The 13795-nt window shown below is 72.0% G+C and carries 15 protein-coding genes; 7 read left to right on the top strand and 8 right to left on the bottom strand.

The features are described from left to right. Positions 1 to 88: 88 nt before the first annotated feature. Positions 89 to 400, bottom strand: a complete 312-nt coding sequence (locus tag IEJ02_RS03365; RefSeq protein WP_191063291.1) for a hypothetical protein — start codon at positions 398 to 400, stop codon at positions 89 to 91. A gap of 218 nt (positions 401 to 618) precedes the next feature. On the opposite strand from IEJ02_RS03365, the gene IEJ02_RS03360 reads away from it, so the two are divergent. After that, positions 619 to 1062, top strand: coding sequence for a protein-tyrosine phosphatase family protein (locus IEJ02_RS03360; protein ID WP_191063290.1), 444 nt, complete (start codon positions 619 to 621; stop codon positions 1060 to 1062). A gap of 89 nt (positions 1063 to 1151) precedes the next feature. Here the strand turns inward: IEJ02_RS03360 and IEJ02_RS03355 are convergent, their stop codons facing one another. The 6 genes from IEJ02_RS03355 to IEJ02_RS03330 all read right to left on the bottom strand — a co-directional run bounded on the left by IEJ02_RS03355 (position 1152) and on the right by IEJ02_RS03330 (position 6348). Beyond that, positions 1152 to 1505 (bottom strand): DUF4333 domain-containing protein, encoded by a 354-nt coding sequence (locus IEJ02_RS03355; RefSeq protein WP_191063289.1) that lies wholly within the window; start codon positions 1503 to 1505, stop codon positions 1152 to 1154. 119 nt (positions 1506 to 1624) lie between these two features. Then, positions 1625 to 1825, bottom strand: coding sequence for an SCO3870 family protein (locus IEJ02_RS03350; protein WP_191063288.1), 201 nt, complete (start codon positions 1823 to 1825; stop codon positions 1625 to 1627). A 46-nt stretch (positions 1826 to 1871) separates the two neighbouring features. Further along, positions 1872 to 2693 (bottom strand): carbohydrate ABC transporter permease, encoded by an 822-nt coding sequence (locus tag IEJ02_RS03345; RefSeq protein WP_191063287.1) that lies wholly within the window; start codon positions 2691 to 2693, stop codon positions 1872 to 1874. Then, the gene (locus IEJ02_RS03340) at positions 2690 to 3640 is read right to left on the bottom strand and encodes a carbohydrate ABC transporter permease (RefSeq protein WP_191063286.1); all 951 of its coding nucleotides are present in this window, start codon (positions 3638 to 3640) and stop codon (positions 2690 to 2692) included. Before IEJ02_RS03340 ends, IEJ02_RS03345 begins: the two co-directional genes overlap by 4 nt. Positions 3641 to 3651: 11 nt before the next feature. After that, the gene (locus IEJ02_RS03335) at positions 3652 to 5034 is read right to left on the bottom strand and encodes an extracellular solute-binding protein (protein WP_191063285.1); all 1383 of its coding nucleotides are present in this window, start codon (positions 5032 to 5034) and stop codon (positions 3652 to 3654) included. A gap of 324 nt (positions 5035 to 5358) precedes the next feature. Then, positions 5359 to 6348: a carbohydrate kinase family protein gene (locus tag IEJ02_RS03330; RefSeq protein ID WP_191063284.1), complete on the bottom strand. Its 990-nt coding sequence runs from the start codon at positions 6346 to 6348 to the stop codon at positions 5359 to 5361. A gap of 100 nt (positions 6349 to 6448) precedes the next feature. Here IEJ02_RS03330 and IEJ02_RS03325 point away from each other — a divergent pair, with 100 nt between their 5' ends. The 3 genes from IEJ02_RS03325 to IEJ02_RS03315 all read left to right on the top strand — a co-directional run bounded on the left by IEJ02_RS03325 (position 6449) and on the right by IEJ02_RS03315 (position 9476). Beyond that, a complete protein-coding gene (locus tag IEJ02_RS03325; protein ID WP_191063283.1) occupies positions 6449 to 7231 on the top strand; it encodes a DeoR/GlpR family DNA-binding transcription regulator in 783 nt (260 codons plus the stop codon). After that, the gene (locus IEJ02_RS03320; protein ID WP_191063282.1) at positions 7228 to 8598 is read left to right on the top strand and encodes a 6-phospho-beta-glucosidase; all 1371 of its coding nucleotides are present in this window, start codon (positions 7228 to 7230) and stop codon (positions 8596 to 8598) included. The genes IEJ02_RS03325 and IEJ02_RS03320 overlap by 4 nt, the downstream gene beginning before the upstream one ends. A 122-nt stretch (positions 8599 to 8720) precedes the next feature. After that, the gene (locus IEJ02_RS03315) at positions 8721 to 9476 is read left to right on the top strand and encodes a GNAT family N-acetyltransferase (protein ID WP_191063281.1); all 756 of its coding nucleotides are present in this window, start codon (positions 8721 to 8723) and stop codon (positions 9474 to 9476) included. A 340-nt stretch (positions 9477 to 9816) separates the two neighbouring features. On the opposite strand, the gene IEJ02_RS03310 is transcribed toward IEJ02_RS03315, so the two are convergent. Continuing rightward, the gene (locus tag IEJ02_RS03310) at positions 9817 to 10458 is read right to left on the bottom strand and encodes a CatB-related O-acetyltransferase (protein WP_191063280.1); all 642 of its coding nucleotides are present in this window, start codon (positions 10456 to 10458) and stop codon (positions 9817 to 9819) included. Between the two features lie 194 nt (positions 10459 to 10652). Here IEJ02_RS03310 and IEJ02_RS03305 point away from each other — a divergent pair, with 194 nt between their 5' ends. From IEJ02_RS03305 to IEJ02_RS03295, 3 genes are all read left to right on the top strand, one after another. Then, on the top strand, positions 10653 to 12323 hold the full coding sequence (locus tag IEJ02_RS03305; protein WP_191063279.1) for an FG-GAP-like repeat-containing protein: 1671 nt from the start codon (positions 10653 to 10655) through the stop codon (positions 12321 to 12323). Positions 12324 to 12640: 317 nt separating this feature from the next. Beyond that, entirely contained in the window at positions 12641 to 13081 is a 441-nt protein-coding gene (gene trxA / locus IEJ02_RS03300) for a thioredoxin (protein WP_191063278.1), read from the top strand. Continuing rightward, positions 13074 to 13748 (top strand): histidine phosphatase family protein, encoded by a 675-nt coding sequence (locus tag IEJ02_RS03295; protein WP_191063277.1) that lies wholly within the window; start codon positions 13074 to 13076, stop codon positions 13746 to 13748. The genes trxA and IEJ02_RS03295 overlap by 8 nt, the downstream gene beginning before the upstream one ends. Positions 13749 to 13795: the final 47 nt, after the last annotated feature.

Here is a 13795-nt window from a genome sequence, read left to right as displayed (position 1 = left end):
CCCGGACGCCCGGACGCCCGTGCGCGCGGTCGCGCGTCGCGCACCGGGGCCTCATCCGTGCTGCTCGTGGCGCCGCCACTCGCATCGGTCAGGGGCTGGTCCAGGCTCCGGGCCGTGCCCCGTTCGCCGACGGCGAGGCGGATGGCGTGGTCCGGCACCCCGGCCGGGGCGCCACGGTGCGCGTGGCGGGGCGGTAGACGAGGGTCGGCTCCAGCCCGGCGGGCAGGACATCGCCGGGGCGGGTGCGCAACGGGGCCTCGGCGATGACGGCCTTATACGGCTTGCCGCGTACGTCGAGGGCGTACGCTCCCTCCGCTCCCTCTCCCGGCGGCACCCGCACGAAGCCCCCGCGCACCCCCTTGAACGCGGCCGGCGCCAGCGCCGCACTTGCCGCAGCCATGCGTCCGGCCGTCCGCCTTCCGCGCTTCCTCGGCCACGCCATCGCCACATCCTCGCGCATGAGGCGGCGGACGCCTTGGCGGGAGCCTTGAGAGAACGTGCGAAGCGCGTCCAGAGTGAACGTATGGGTATGGGTGAGGAGGTTGACGGCGCGTCGGCAGTGGTCGGACGCTTCGGATCGGGGGCGGGACGCGATGAGTGAATCGGGGGCGGGACGCGATGAGTGACGCACCACTGCGGGGTGCCCTGCGGCTGCCTGACGGCTGCTGGGTTCGGGGGCGCGGTCTGCGGCATCCGCGGCCGGAGGGGCCGCTGCCCGGGTTCGGGCTGTATCTGGGGTCCACCCGGTTGCGTCAGCGGCATGACGGGGAGTTGGAGTGGGAGCGCGCGTGGGTCGAGTGGCCCGATTTTCGGCTGCCCCGTGACCGCGACCTGGCCGTGCGGTGGATTCGCGCGCTGCATCAGCGGGCCCGGGCGGGCACGCCCGTCGAGGTCGCCTGCGGGGGCGGCGTCGGCCGGACCGGGACCGTCGTCGCCTGCCTGGCCGTCCTGGCGGGAGTGGCCCCCGCCGACGCTGTCGCCTGGGCGCGGGCCCACCATCACCCCCGGGCCGTCGAGACGCCTTGGCAGCGGCGTTGGGTGGCTCGGTTTCCGGTCGGCTGACGTAGACGTAGAAAGACACGCGGCCCTCGGCGGCCGCCGGGCCCGGCGCGTCCAGTGGACAGCGGAGCCCTGGCGGGGAACGGCGCGGGTCAGTTCGCAGCCGGGGAAGCGGTGTCGTCCGCCTTGACGTCGAAGTTGACCTGGTCGCCGTCGACGGAGGACACCGTGACCGATACGCCCAAGGTGCTGCCGTCGTCCGCGGTGAGCTCGCATCGGGTGGTGTTGCCGACCTTGCCGACGAGGTCCTCGGGACAGGCGATGTCCGGCTTCGGCCGGCCCGTCGTGGCGGCGAGCTTTTCGGCGACTACGGTGGCCAGCTTGTCCGCCGACACTTTCGGCGTGGACTTCTCGACGCTGACCGAGGCCGAGCAGCCGACGAGCAGCACGCCGGCGGCTACGGCCGAGAGGATCGAAGTCGCCGCGGGCAACCGGGTTGTGGTCATGGTGGGCTCCGGCCTGGTGGGATCATGACAAGAACAGGCAGGAAGCATACGTCGCGGTGCGGACCGGTTGTCTCCAGAGATGCCGGACCGGCATCAGCCTGGCGCCGCTCGCGGCGAACTCAGTTCGCGTGCGGGCGACCGTCTCGGACCCATGTCACCACGACCAGAGCCGCGGTGACGTACATCAGGACGCTGAAGGTGGCCACGGATTCGACGTACTGCTCGTAGCCGTCCGCGCGCAGTTGGAGCGCGAGGGAACCAAGCGCGGTCCCAAGCGCCGCGGTAGCGGCGGACATGGCGACGAACGGGGCCTTCGTCATGGGCCCCGCGGCGGCCCCCGTTCTCCCGTTTGGTCCTATGGCGCGGTCAGCCCTTCACCGCGCCCGAGAGCATGCCGGAGATGAAGTGCCGCTGCAGGAAGACGTACGAGGCGACGACCGGCAGGGCGACGATGATGGACGCGGCCGCCAGCACGGAGTACTGGGTGGTGTGCTCGCTCTGGAAGAAGGCCAGGCCGAGCGGCGCGGTGCGCTTGCCCTCGTCGGTGATCATGACCAGCGGGAGCAGGAACTCGTTCCAGGTCCACATGAACACCAGCATCGCCATCGTCACCAGCGCCGGACGGCTGGTGGGGACCAGGATCCGCCACAGCAGCCGCCAGTCGGACGCCCCGTCCAGGCGCGCCGCCTCGATGACGCTGACCGGCACCGAGCGGAAGAAGTTGCGCATCCAGAAGACGCCGAAGGCGAGGGACTGGGCGGTTTGCGGGAGGATCAGCGACCAGTAGGAGTCGGTGAGTCCGGTGTCGCGCAGGTTGAAGTAGAGCGGGATGACGAAGGCCTCGGGCGGCACCATCAGCCCGATGAGGGTGACGTAGAAGAGGACTGATCGGCCGGGGTAGTCGAAGTGCGCGAAGGAGAAGCCGGCAAGGATCGCCAGGACGGCCGTCAGGACCACCACCGACACCGCGACCAGCAGGCTGGAGGTCAGATAGGTGGCGAAGTGGCCCTGGCGCCAGGCGGTGGAGAAGTTGCCGAGGTCCAGGTGGCGAGGCCAGGTGAAGGAGGGCCCGGACTCCGCGGCGGGGGTCAGCGCGGAGGACACCACGCCGATCAGCGGCAGCAGGGCCAGCGCGGCGAAGAGGGTGAGGATGGCGTAGTTGAGCGCCCGTTCGCGGCCGGAGATCACGTCTCGTCCTCCTGTGGCTGGACCTTGGTGATCAGGAAGGTGAGCAGGAGGATCACCACGGTCAGGGTGACGGCGATGGCGCAGGCCGAGCCGACCTGGCCGGTGCCGAAGGCCCGGTTGTAGACCTCGTAGGCGGGCAGGCTGGTGGCGTTGCCCGGGCCGCCGTGGGTGGCGACGTACACCAGGTCGAAGGTGCGCAGGGCGGCGATCACGGTGAGGGTGAGCGCGACGGTGATCTGCCCGCGCAGCCCGGGCAGGGTGACGGCGAAGAACTCCCGCACCGCGCCCGCCCCGTCCAGCTTCGCCGCCTCGTACAGCTCCGCCGGGATCTGCCCGATGCCGGCGATGAACAGCACCAGGCAGAGGCCGATCTCCAGCCAGGTGCCGATGAGTCCGACGGCGGGCAGGGCGGTGGAGAAGTCGCCGAGCCAGGGGCGGGCGACCGCCTCCAGGCCGATGGCGCGCAGTGCGGTGTTGAGCACGCCGTCGGGCGCGTAGATCGCCGTCCAGGCGGTGGCGGTCACGACCATGGCGACCACCTGCGGCAGGAAGATCATCGCGCGGAAGACGGAGACGCCGCGCAGCCGGCCGGCCCGCGTGGTGACCGCGGCCAGCACCAGGGCGAGCGCGATCGGGATGACGGAGAAGAACAGGATGAGGACGAAGGAGTGGAGGAAGCCCGCGCGTAGCTGCGGGTCGCGGGCGATCTCGGTGTAGTTGTCGAACCCCGCCCAGGTGGAGACGGAGATTCCGTCCCAGTGGAAGAGGGAGATCTGCACCAGCTGGCCGAGCGGGACCAGCAGGAAGACCGTGAGGACGATCAGGGCGGGAAGGGCGTAGAGGTAGCCCTTCCACTGGACGACGCGGCCGCGGCGCCGGACCGGCTCCCGGGTGGGGGCGCCGGCCGGGCGCTTGCGTGCCGTCGGGCGGTGTGCGGTGGCGGCCATGAGGTGGGGGTCTACCTGCTGTTCTGGAAGGACGAGTAGTCGGACTGGAGCCGGGTGGTGAACGCCTTGGGGGTGAGGTGTCCGGCGGTCAGCTCCTGGACGGCGGCGGTGAGGGTGTCGTAGAAGGTCGGGGTGGTGTAGTCGAGGTAGGGAAGCAGTCCATCCTTCTCGCTCACGGCCTTCCACCGGGTGAGGATGTCCGCGTCGACGGTGCCGGGTGCCGGCTTGTAGTCGGCCGGGGGAAGGGTCGGCAGGTTGCCGTGGGCGGCGGCGACCTTCATGCCGTTCTTGTTGACGAGGAAGTCGATGTACGCGCCGGCGACGTCCGGGTGCTTGGACTTGGAGGTCACGGACCACGCGAGGCCCTCGCCGCCCTGGGTGAGCGGGGGCTGCCCGGCGGCGGGGCTGAGCGCGGTGAAGCCGACGTTCTTCTTCATCTTCGGGGCGAGGACGGCGGACTGCCAGGTGCCCTCCAGGAGGAACAGGGACTTGCCCTGGCCGAAGGAGGCGACGGCCTGGTCCTTGCTCTTGCCGTTGAATCCGGAGCCCAGATACCCCTTGTCGGCCCAGCGGCGCAGTGTGGTCGCGGCCTTGAGGGAGCCGGAGTCCGTCCACTTGGCGTCGCCCTCGTCGAAGACGAGCTTGCGGACCTCCGGCTTGCCGGCGGTGAGGGCCTGGATGACGCCGAAGATGTGGATGCCGGGGCTCTTGTCGGCGTCGCCGTAGGAAAGGGGCTGCAGGCCCGACGCCTTGGCCTTGGCCAGGGCGGTCTCGAAGCCGGTGAGCGTGGTGGGCAGGGGCAGGCCGAGCGACTTCAGCTTGGCCTTGTTGTAGTAGACGCCGATGATCTCACCGGTCTGCGAGACGCCGTACAGATTGCCGGTCTCCCAGGTCTTGCCGTCGGGGGAGAAGCGGTTGAGGTCGAGCAGCTGGGACGGGAAGGCGGTGTCCCAGCCGTAGGCCTTGGCGTAGCGGTCCACCGGCTGGAGCAGCCCGGCCTTCACGAAGGCGCCCATGTCGGGGTAGCCCTGGTTCGCCTGGACGACGTCGGGTGGGTTGGCGGAGGACAGCGCGAGCTTCAGGGTGGTCTTGAGGTCGGCGAAGGACCGGGAGACGCGCTTGATGGTGACGTTCGGGTACTTCGCCATGAACGCCTTGTTGAGCGCCTCGGTGGAGGCGTTGGCGCCCGGGTCGGTGTTCTGGTCCCACACGGTGAGGGTGACCTTCCCGGCCTTGGCGGGGTCGGTGGAGACCGGGCCGGAGGTCTTCGCGCTGGTGGCCGATCCGCCGCTGGGGCCGGGGGAGCAGGCCGCGACACCGGTCAGGACACCGGTGGCGAGCGCCGCCGCGGCGATGAGGCGCCGACGGGGGTGTCGTGGGGTTCTCTCGGCCATGGGGTGGTCCTCCTGGTGCTGGGGGTGCTGGGGGTGCAGTGGGTGCCGGGGGTGCTGAGGGTGCCGGGGGTGCGGCCGTCCGGGGCTGAGGGTGTGGCCGCCCGGGGCCGGGGCGGTGGCTGTCGGATGTGGGGGGCGCGGTCCTCCGACCCGGACCGGGTCGCGGGAGCTAGGGGGCGTCCGGCGGATCTTTCCCCTCCCCGCCCCTTCCCGTTACTGGGGCTCCGCCCCAGACCCCGGGGTCCAGGGGCGAAGCCCCTGGTAACGGGAAGGGGCGGGGAGGGGAGCAGCCCGCCGCAGGTGTCAAGGTCTGTCGGACACCCCCTAGGGCTTGATCGCACGGATGCGGATGAGGTCCGCGTCCGGAATCCCGGGGGTGCGTTCGAGGAAGGCGTCGATCGCCTCCCACCGCGGTGCGCTGTTCGCGCCGCCCAGGCTCTGCACCGACAGGGCGGCGCACAGTCCGCCGAAGCGGAGCCGGGTGGCGAGGGGCCAGCCGTGGCTCAGGCCGGTGATCAGTCCCGCGGTGAACACATCACCGGCGCCGGTGGGATCGACGGCCGCTACCCGGGGCACGGCGACCCGGACCAGCTCGCCGGTGGCGCCGTCCACCGCCACCGCGCCGTTCCCGCCATCGGTCACGACGACGTCGGGCACGTGGTCGGCGAGGACCTTCACGGCCTCCTCGACCGTGCCGGTGCGGGTGTAGCTCGTCGCCTCGACGGCGTTGCAGACGAATACGTCGACCTCGGCGAGCCGGGTGAGCAGATCCCGTGACCACCGGCCGGTGGGGTCCCAGCCGACGCCGCCCACCACCCGGGTGCCCCGGGCGCGGAACTCGGCCGCCCAGGCGGGCAGCGGCCGTCCGATCCCGAGCTGCAGGAAGCGGACGGCGGGCAGCTCGCCCTCCCACACCTCGGGGCGCAGCGCCCCCTTCTCCTCGTAGGTGAGGAAGGCGCGGTCGTGTTCCTGGGTCGCCGCGACCGTGACCGGGGTGTGGACGGCGGGATCGCGGCGCAGCCAGGTGAGTTCCAGGTTCTTCTCGGCTTCGAGCCGGGTGGCGAGGTGCGCGCCGAAGAGGTCGGTGCCGATCACTCCCAGGATCCCGGTCCGCAGGCCGAGGCGGGCGGTGGCGACGGCGCGGGTCGCGGTTCCGCCGGGGGAGACGGCGAACCGGTCGGCGTACACCTCGGTTCCCGGGGTGGGCAGGTGGGGGATGCCGCCGAAGACGAGGTCGCAGAAGACCTCGCCGGCGAAGAGCACGTCGAGCACGGAGACCGCCTCTTTCCGGTGCGACCACGGTGAAGTGCTCAACTATGAGCACCACCCCTACTGAATGACAAGAGTCGATCAGCAACGAGAATGTCTCTTGTCTTGATGACTGACTTCAGTCATGCGGTGCTATCTTCGATGCGTGACTTCACGCAAACGCCATGCGAAGATCGTCGAGTCACTCCGGTCGACCGGAGTGGCCTCGGTACGCGAGCTCGCCGAAAACCTCCAGGTCAGCGAGTCCACGATTCGCCGGGACCTGACCCTCCTCGACCGCAACGGCGAACTGCTCCGCACCTACGGCGGAGCGGCCCTGACGCCGCACGGGGTCGCGGAGGCCGCCGGTGCGGAGGTGGACGAGACCCCGTTCGACCTGGTCATCTCGCGTGACGAGGCACTGAAGGAGGCGATCGCCGAGGAGGCCGTGAAGCTGGTCGAGGACGACAGCGTGATCGTCCTCGACATCGGAACCACCCCGCTGGCCATCGCTCGCCGACTGCGGGGCCGTCCCGTCACCGTCATCACCAGCAGCCTGCCGGTGCTCGACGTGCTCCGCGACGACGACGCCGTACGGCTGGTGATGCTCGGTGGCGTGCTGCGCCGCAACTACCAGTCCCTGGTGGGCTCCCTCACCGAGCAGGCACTCCGCCAGGTCAGCGCCGACCTGCTCTTCCTGAGCTGCACCGGGGTGCGGCCCAACGGTCATGTCGTGGACAACATGGCCGTCGAGGCCCCCCTGAAACAGGCCATGATCGAGACCGCCGGAAAGGTCGTCCTGGTCGCCGTCGAGACCAAGTTCCCCGGCACCGGATCGCTGCGCGTGTGCTCGCTCTCCGACGTCGACGTCCTGATCACCACCAGCGGTGCCGACCCCAACACGCTCCAGCTCTGCCGCGAGGCGGACGGAAAGGTGATACTCGCATGAAGTTGACCGTCCTCGGCGGCGGCGGGTTCCGCGTGCCCTATGTCTACCAGGCCCTGCTGCACGATCAGGGCTCCCCCCGTATCGACGACGTGTGGCTGTACGACACCGACCCGGCCCGGCTCAAGGCCATGGCCGAAGTGCTCGCCCAGTTCGCCGACGGCCATGCCGACGCGCCCAGGGTGACGGTCACCACGTCGCTCGACGACGCCCTGGAGGGCAGCGACTTCGTGTTCGCCGCCATCCGCGTGGGCGGTCTTGCGGGGCGGGTGTGCGACGAGCGGGTCGCCCTCGACCTCGACGTCCTCGGCCAGGAGACCACCGGCCCCGGTGGCCTGGCCTATGGGCTGCGCACCATACCCGTCATGCTCGACATCGCGCACCGGGTACGGCGCCTGGCCCCGCACGCCTACGTCATCAACTTCACCAACCCGGCCGGCATGATCACCGAAGCGATGCAGAGCGTCCTCGGCGATCGGGTCCTCGGCATCTGCGACACGCCGTCAGGTCTGGGACGCCGCATCGCCACGACCCTCGGCCTCGACCCGTCCCGGGCCCAGTTCGACTACGTCGGTCTCAACCACCTCGGCTGGATGCGCCGGGTTCTGCACGACGGCGAGGACATCCTGCCCCGGCTGCTCGCCGACGACCGGCGCCTCGGCGACCTGGAGGAGGGCGTGGTCTTCGGGCGCGAGTGGCTGCGCGACCTCGGCGTGATCCCCAACGAGTATCTGTACTACTACTACTTCAACCGGGAGGCCGTACGGTCCATCCTCGACGCTCCGCAGACCCGCGGTGAGTTCCTCGCCCGCCAGCAGCGGGAGTTCTACCAGCGGGTGACGGAGGCCGCCGGGGGCGCGGCCGTGTCGCTGTGGCGGAAGACCATCGCCGACCGCAGCGCCAACTACATGGCCGAGGCCAAGGGCGCCGTCCAGGGAGAGGCCCAACCGGACGCGGACTTCCGGCCGGACCCCGCGCACCAGGGGTACGCCGGGGTCGCCCTCGCGGTGATGGCCGCGATCAGCCGCAATGAACGCGCCACGATGATCCTCAATGTGCGCAACGGAACCACCGTCTCGGCCCTTCCGCATGACGCCGTCGTCGAGGTGCCCGTGACCGTGGACGCCAATGGGGTCCACCCGCTCACCATCACCCAGCCCGACCTGCACCAAACCGGCCTGATGCAGCAGGTCAAGGCGGTCGAGCGGCTGACCATCAGCGCCGCCGTCACCGGCTCCCGGACCGATGCCGCGAAGGCGTTCTCCCTCCACCCGCTGGTCGACTCGGTGACCGTCGGCCGCAAGCTGCTCGACGGCTACATCGACCGCATCCCCGAAGTGGCCGAGGTCTTCGGCGGCCGAACGTCCTAGGTGTCCCTAGCGGCGAGAGGGCCCGGCGGCCGCCTTGGCCGCCGGGCCCTGGGCGCAGCCTGCGGCACACCGCTTCCTTTCGCGGCGCCTTCCGCCGCGTCGATCCGTGAGGTCACTTCACCATGGGCACTGACGTCCAGAGTTTCGCCGTAGCCAACCTCCGCCGCCGCCCCGTGCTGGTCGAAACCGGGGGCTTTGTGGCGGGGTTCGAGCCCGGCACCACCAGCCCGTACATCAACTACGCGACCCCTCTCCCCGGCGCCCGGCCCACCGCCCGGGACGTCAGGGAGCTGATCGAGGCGTTCCGGGTGCGCGAACTCAAGCCCCGGCTCGAGTTCGCGCCGGACGCCGCGCCCGCCGTGGAGCCCGCGCTGCGGGAGGCGGGGTTCGGCGTGGAGGCCACGCACGCGTATCTGGTGTGCACTCCGGAACGGCTCGCCGTTCCGCGGGGCACGGCGGCCGTTCCGGTGGCGGTTCCGGCCACGGACGAGGACTACCGGGCGATCGACGCCGCGCTGTCCGAGGCGTTCACCAGCGAGTTCACCGCCTCCCCGGAGGGGGCGGCCCGGCTGCGCCGCGTCCAGGAGGACGGGGGCGCGGTGCGGTTCGTCCGGGCGCCCGACGGGGGCTGCGCCGGTGGGGCCACCTGCTCGGCTCCCGCCGTGGGCACCGCGGAACTGGCGGCCGTGGGCACCCGGCCCGCCTTCCGCGGCCGGGGCATCGCCGCCGCGGTCACCGCCGCGCTGGCCGAGACGATGTTCGCCCGGGGAGCTCGGTCGGTCTGGCTGGAGTACTCGGGGGAGGGCTCCCGCCGGGTCTATGAACGCGTTGGGTTTCGGCCGCGGGGGACTCGTCTGTACATGAGTCTCGAGAGCTGAGGTCCAGGGGGGCGGATCTTTCCCCTCCCCGCCCCTTCCCGAAACTGGGGCTCCGTCCCAGACCCCGGGGTCCAGGAGCGGAGCGCCGGACTCGGCGGAGCCCCGGGCTCGGGGGAGCCTCGGACTGGGGGGAGCCCCGGGCTCGGGGGGCGCCGGACTTGGCGGAGCCTCGGACTCGGGGGCCCCGGGCTCGGGAAGCCTCTGGGTCGGGGGAGCCCCGGGCTCGGGGGCGCCGGGCTCGGGGGAGCCCCGCCACGTGGCGGAGCCGCATATCGATGCTGTGGGAAGGGGCGGGGTGGGGAACAGCCCGCCGCAGGCGTCACCATCCGTCGGACGCCCACTACCGCGGGGCCGCCGCCTCCAGTTCGTCCACGCTGCCGGACATGATCGTGCGGACATGGGCGGTGAGGTGCTCGATCGGCCAGTCCCACCAAGCCACGGCCAGCAGCCGGGCGATGTCCTCGTCGTCGTAGCGGCGGCGGATGAGCTTGGCCGGATTGCCGCCGACGATGCCGTAGTCGGGAACGTCGTCCACGACCACGGAACCGGAGGCGATGACCGCGCCGTGGCCGATGCGGACGCCGGGCATCACCATCGCCCGGTATCCGAACCAGACGTCATGGCCCACCACGGTGTCGCCCCGGCCCGGCAGGCCGGTGATCAGGTCGAAGTGGTCGGCCCACGAGCCGCCCATGATGGGGAACGGGAACGTGGACGGGCCGTCCATGCGGTGGTTGGCGCCGTTCATGATGAACCGCACCCCTTCGCCCAGCGCGCAGAACTTCCCGATGACCAGCCGCTCCGGCCCGTAGTGGTACAGCACATTGCGGGTCTCGAACGCGGTGGGGTCATCCGGGTCGTCGTAGTACGAGAACTCCCCGATCTCGATCAGCGGCGAGGTGATCAGCGGCTTGAGCAGCACCACCCGTGGCTGCTCGGGCATCGGGTGCAGCACGGTCGGGTCGGCGGGTATGGCCGGCATCGCGCATCGCCCTTTCTCGTCCAGGGGCCGGGGGCCGGGGCCAGGGGCCAAGGTTCAGGGGTCATGATCGCAAGGTCGGCGCGCGGTGTCGCGGGCATTCCGCGGCGGCCGCGCCGCGAGGCAACCCGAGCGCGCTCCCTGGAGTCCTTGACCGGTGAAGCCCGTCCGCCCGATCCGCCTTGCGAGGTGTCGCCGTGCGTTCGTCCGTTCCCGTTCCTGTTCCCGTCGCCGCCGTGGCCGTGTCCGTGCTGCTGCTCGCCGGGTGCAGCGAGGGCGGCCACGAGGGGCGGAGGCCGGTGGAGGGGGCCACCAAGGGGGCCGCCGGTGCCTCGCTCGGGGACTTCAACGGCGACGGTTACGACGACTTCGCCACCGCCATCCGTCCCACCAGCGCCTCCCGGGGACCGCTGCCCGCCCGGCTCGCGGTGGTCTACGGCGGGCCACACGGCCTCGACCCGCGCCACCGCCTCGTCGTGAACGGCGCCGAGGACGACTACGTGGGGCCCCTGCTGCGCACCGATCTCGACCGGGACGGATTCACCGACCTGGTGACGGCGCGGTTCCGGCACGGCAGTTCGCCGCGGGCCGAGCGGACGGGGGAGACAGTGGTGCTGCGCGGCGGCCCCCGAGGGCCGGCCGTGCCACGCCCGCTCGGCGGCGGCGCGGCCGGATTCCTGGCGCTGGCCGTGGGGGACTTCGACGGGGACGGCGCGGCCGACCTGCTGGCCTCGGCGGCGGACGGCCGGGGTGACGGCCGGGGTGCCGTCCGCGTGCTGTACGGGCCGTTCGGCGCCAAGGCGCACCCCGCCCGTACCGCCCCGCTCCGCGGCGGCCCCACCGACCGACCCCGCCGTACCGCACCCGCCACCGCCACGGCCGGGGACTTCAACGGCGACCACCGCACCGATGTGGTGCTGACCTACCGCTACGGCGTCGGCCCGGCGGATGAGCCGCTACACGCGGATGAGCCGCTACACGCGGATGAGCCACTACGCGCGGACGAGCCGCTACACGCCGATGAGGCGCAACGCCCGGACGAGCCGCAACGCCCGGATGAGCCGCTTCGCGCTGACGGCCCCGAACCCGGCGTCACCGCCCCCCTCGACACCCCCGTCGCCTACTACCGCGGCGGACCCGAGGGCCTGGTGCGGGACAGGCGGCCCGAGGCGCGCCTGGCCCACGCCCTCGGCACGGAGGACGGTCCGCGCGAGCCCGCGGCCGGGGACGCCGACCACGACGGGATCGACGATCTGCTCGCGCCCGGCCAGGGCACTCTCGGCCCCGGCCGCCACCGCGGCTCCGGGCGGCTGACCGTCGTCCACGGCGCGAAATCCGGCCTGGGCCGGGGGCGTTCCGACCTCACCGTCGATCAGTCCGGTCCGGGCATGCCCGGCGACGCACGGCGCGGCGACGGCTTCGGCGGCTCCCCGGCCGTCGGCGACATCACCGGCGACGGCCGCCCCGACCTCGTCGTGGCCACCCCGGAGAAGAACAACGGCAACGGCCGGCTCACCCTGCTGCCCGGCTCACGGCACGCGCGCGGCGGCGAGTACGCCCCCCACCCGGCCAAGGGCCCGCACAGGGAGCACGGCCGGGAGCGCGCCGGGATCCAGTCCCTGGACCTGGACACCCCGGGCGTGCCCGGTCGGCACACCCCGTACGGCTTCGACGCTTTCGCCCCGCAGCCCCCGCTGCTCGACGTCGACGGGGACGGACACGACGATGTGATCGCCGCCGCGCCCGGGTACGGCCACGGCAGGACGGGCGGCTTCTGGATCTTCCGGGGGACCGATCACGGGCTCTCCACCAGGGACGTACGCCGCTTCACCCCGGCCGACCTGGGCATACGCTTCCGGACGGGCTAGCTGGCGGGTGTCCGGCGGTACGCGTACGCCTGCGGCGGGTCGGCCCCCACCCCGCCCGTTCCCGATGCCAGAGGCTCCGCCCCTGGACCCCGGGGCCTGGGGCGGAGCCCCGGTTGTGGGAAGGGGCGGGGAGGGGAACGGCCCGCCTGCAGGCGTACGCGTACCCCCGGACACCCCGTAGCGCTCCCGTAGCGCTCGAAGCGGCCGTGCGGCCGCCGCAGCCCCGAGCCCCGCCACCGCCCAGGAATATCGGTGGGCGGTGGCGGGGTTACCGTGCATGTGGCATCTGCCGATGTACGGAAGCGGGTAACGCAGGCATGAGCACTAGCACCGTCGAGCTCACCAAGGACAACTTCGACGAGATCGTGTCCGGGAGCGAATTCGTTCTGATTGATTTCTGGGCCTCCTGGTGCGGGCCGTGCCGGATGTTCGCGCCCATCTACGAGAAGGCCGCCGAGCGCCACCAGGATCTGCTGTTCGCCAAGGTCGACACCGAGGCCCAGCCCGAGCTGGCCGCCGCCTTCGACATCCAGTCCATCCCCACGCTGATGATCGTGCGGGAGAACATCGCGGTCTTCGCCCAGCCCGGCGCCCTCCCCGAGCCGGCCCTGGAAGACCTCATCGGCCAGGCCCGCGACCTGGACATGGACACGGTGCGCGCCTCCATCGCCGCCGCGGCGAACGAGAAGCACGCCATCGACGAGGAGAAGCAGCAGGGCGCCGCGGGCGAGGAGAAGGCATCCGGCGGCCGTGGCTGAGCTGCTGCTGGTCCGGCACGGCGAAACCGAGTGGAGCCGGTCGCACCAGCACACCAGCTGGACCGATCTGCCCCTGACCCCGCGCGGTGAGGAGCAGGCACGCGCCCTGCGCCCGCTGCTCGCCGCGCGGAAGATCGGGCTGGTCCTGGTCAGCCCGATGGACCGGGCGGTGCGGACCGCGCGGCTCGCCGGGCTCGAGGACCTGACGCTCGAGCCCGACCTGCGCGAATGGGACTACGGCGGCTACGAGGGCATCACCACCGACGAGATCCACCGCACCCGCCCCGACTGGAACCTGTGGACCGACGGCGTGCCACCGGCCGGTCCCGACCACCCCGGGGAGTCACCCGAGCGGATCGGGGCCCGGGTGGACCGGGTGCTCGCCCGGATCGCCCCCGAGCTAGAGGCGGCGGACGGCGCGGACGGCGCGGACGGCGCGGACGGCGCCGATGTGGTGCTGGTGGCGCACGCCCACGTACTGCGGGTGCTCACCGCCCGGCGGCTGGGCCTGCCCCCGTCCGCCGGTGCGCTCTTCCGGCTCGACACCGCGACCGTCAGTCGACTGGGAAGTGAGCATGGTCGCCCGGCCATGGTCGCCTGGAACGTAGGCTCGGAGGCGATCTCCGGACAGGGTGCGAACGCACGCGGTGGCACCCCCGCCGGTTGATCATCTCCGACCGTATACGCATACCGCACATCCGACAGGAAGCAGGG

Source organism: Streptomyces sp. 5-10 (assembly GCF_014712245.1).
In the GTDB taxonomy this organism is placed as follows: Bacteria; Actinomycetota; Actinomycetes; order Streptomycetales; family Streptomycetaceae; genus Streptomyces; species Streptomyces violaceusniger.
The sequence above is the reverse complement of the archived record's forward strand: the minus strand, read 5'-3'. Positions and strand labels throughout refer to the sequence as shown.

Coding starts and splice junctions, on each gene's coding strand:
- IEJ02_RS03365 (WP_191063291.1), bottom strand. CDS start 400: ATGGCTGCGGCAAGTGCGGCGCTGGCGCCGGCCGCGTTCAAGGGGGTG.
- IEJ02_RS03360 (WP_191063290.1), top strand. CDS start 619: ATGAGTGACGCACCACTGCGGGGTGCCCTGCGGCTGCCTGACGGCTGC.
- IEJ02_RS03355 (WP_191063289.1), bottom strand. CDS start 1,505: ATGACCACAACCCGGTTGCCCGCGGCGACTTCGATCCTCTCGGCCGTA.
- IEJ02_RS03350 (WP_191063288.1), bottom strand. CDS start 1,825: ATGACGAAGGCCCCGTTCGTCGCCATGTCCGCCGCTACCGCGGCGCTT.
- IEJ02_RS03340 (WP_191063286.1), bottom strand. CDS start 3,640: ATGGCCGCCACCGCACACCGCCCGACGGCACGCAAGCGCCCGGCCGGC.
- IEJ02_RS03335 (WP_191063285.1), bottom strand. CDS start 5,034: ATGGCCGAGAGAACCCCACGACACCCCCGTCGGCGCCTCATCGCCGCG.
- IEJ02_RS03320 (WP_191063282.1), top strand. CDS start 7,228: ATGAAGTTGACCGTCCTCGGCGGCGGCGGGTTCCGCGTGCCCTATGTC.
- IEJ02_RS03315 (WP_191063281.1), top strand. CDS start 8,721: ATGGGCACTGACGTCCAGAGTTTCGCCGTAGCCAACCTCCGCCGCCGC.
- IEJ02_RS03310 (WP_191063280.1), bottom strand. CDS start 10,458: ATGCCGGCCATACCCGCCGACCCGACCGTGCTGCACCCGATGCCCGAG.
- trxA (WP_191063278.1), top strand. CDS start 12,641: ATGAGCACTAGCACCGTCGAGCTCACCAAGGACAACTTCGACGAGATC.